We start from the raw sequence: 1,977 nt of genomic DNA on the forward strand, positions 1-1,977 counted from the left end.
CGTGCAGGTCGGAACTTACCCGACAAGGAATTTCGCTACCTTAGGACCGTTATAGTTACGGCCGCCGTTTACTGGGGCTTCAATTCAGGGCTTCCTTGCGTGACCCCTCCTCTTAACCTTCCAGCACCGGGCAGGTGTCAGGCCATATACTTCACCTTTCGGTTTCGCATAGCCCTGTGTTTTTGTTAAACAGTCGCCTGAGCCATTTCTCTGCGGCTCCCCTTGCGGGGAGCGCCCCTTCTCCCGAAGTTACGGGGCTATTTTGCCTAGTTCCTTGACCGCGAATCTCCCGTGCGCCTCGGTACTCTATACCCGACCACCTGTGTCGGTTTCCGGTACGGGTGCCACGGCGGTTATGCTTAGCGGATTTTCTCGGCAGCCTGGTTACCCGGATATCGCTCGGCCCGGAGGCCTCGCGTACTGTCGGGTTTCGGCTCTTCCCGCGGATTTGCCTACGGGAATCGGCGCCTACGCCCTTCAACCGTCTATTCCGTCAGACGGCACCGGTTTCACTCCTGCGTCCCCGCTTCGCCCGCCGAGGCAGTGCCGGAATCTTCACCGGCTCTCCATCTGCCTCGCCCTTCGGCTTATCATTAGGTCCCGACTTACCCTGATCCGTCTAGCGTTGATCAGGAACCCTTGGTCTTTCGGCGGGGGTGCATCCAACACCCCTTATCGTTACTCATTCCTACATTTGCTTTTCCATCCGCTCCAAAGGGCCTCGCGGCCCCCCTTCACTGCTGAATGGAATGCTCCCCTACCACTTCTCAGTCCACGGCTTCGGCGGGCGCCTTCATGCCCGATTATTATCCACGCCCGGCCGCTCGACTGGTGAGCTGTTACGCACTCCTTGGATGAATGGCTGCTTCCAAGCCAACATCCCAGCTGTCTCTGCGGCCGGACTTCGTTAGTCCAACTTAGGCGCCACTTCGGGGCCTTAGCCGGTGGTCCGGATTCTTCTCCTTTAGGACGCGGACCTTAGCACCCGCGCCCTCACTGCCGGGAACCAACCGCGCGCATTCGGAGTTCGTCAGGACTTGATAGGCGGTGAAGCCCTCGCATCCAATCGGTCGCTCTACCTCGCGCGGTCTGTCCCGACGCTGCCCCTAAAGGCATTTCGGGGAGTACGAGCTATCTCCGAGTTTGATTGGTCTTTCGCTCCTACCCTCAGCTCATCAGAAGGCTTTTCAACGCCTACCTGTACGGCCCTCCAGTGGGCTTTACCCCACCTTCAGCCTGGCCAAGGGTAGATCACTCGGTTTCGCGTCTGCCCCTCCCGACTATAACGCCCTGTTCGGACTCGCTTTCGCTCCGGCTCCGCCGCTCAGCGGCTTAACCTCGCCGGAAAGGACAACTCGTAGGATCATTATGCAAAAGGCACGCCGTCACCCCAATGGGGCTCCGACCGCTTGTAGGCGGACGGTTTCAAGGTCTGTTTCACTCCCCTGCTCGGGGTGCTTTTCACCTTTCCCTCACGGTACTGGTTCGCTATCGGTCTCTCGGGAGTATTTAGCCTTGCCGGATGGTCCCGGCAGATTCACGCAGGATTCCTCGTGCCCCGCGCTACTCAGGGTGCCGCTACGGCCGGTCCGCGTTCGGGTACGGGGCTGTCACCCGCTATGGCCGGCGTTTCCACGCCGTTCCCCTCCGCTTTCCGGTCCGACGTCGCGGCCCTACTACCCCGGCGACGCCTCGACGCCGCCGGTTTGGGCTCCTCCCCGTTCGCTCGCCGCTACTGGGGGAATCACGTTTGTTCTCTTCTCCTGCGGGTACTTAGATGTTTCAGTTCCCCGCGTTCGCCCCGGCACCTGGTGCCGGTGACGGGCCTTCAGCCCGCCGGGTTGCCCCATTCGGACATCCGCGGATCACAGGGCGCTTGCCCCTCCCCGCGGCTTTTCGCAGCTTGCCGCGTCCTTCCTCGCCTCCGAGAGCCTAGGTATCCACCGTCCGCCCTTCTCTGCTTTTCCTTTCCTCGGA

The 1,977-nt window shown here is 61.0% G+C and carries 1 rRNA gene; it reads right to left on the minus strand.

The features are described 5' to 3' along the window. Window positions 1–1,967, minus strand: a 23S ribosomal RNA gene (locus ACJMNB_RS10575); the annotation flags it as partial. Between the last annotated feature and the right edge of the window lie 10 nt (window positions 1,968–1,977).

It is taken from the genome of Fibrobacter sp. (assembly GCF_045131395.1).
Lineage (GTDB): Bacteria > Fibrobacterota > Fibrobacteria > Fibrobacterales > Fibrobacteraceae > Fibrobacter.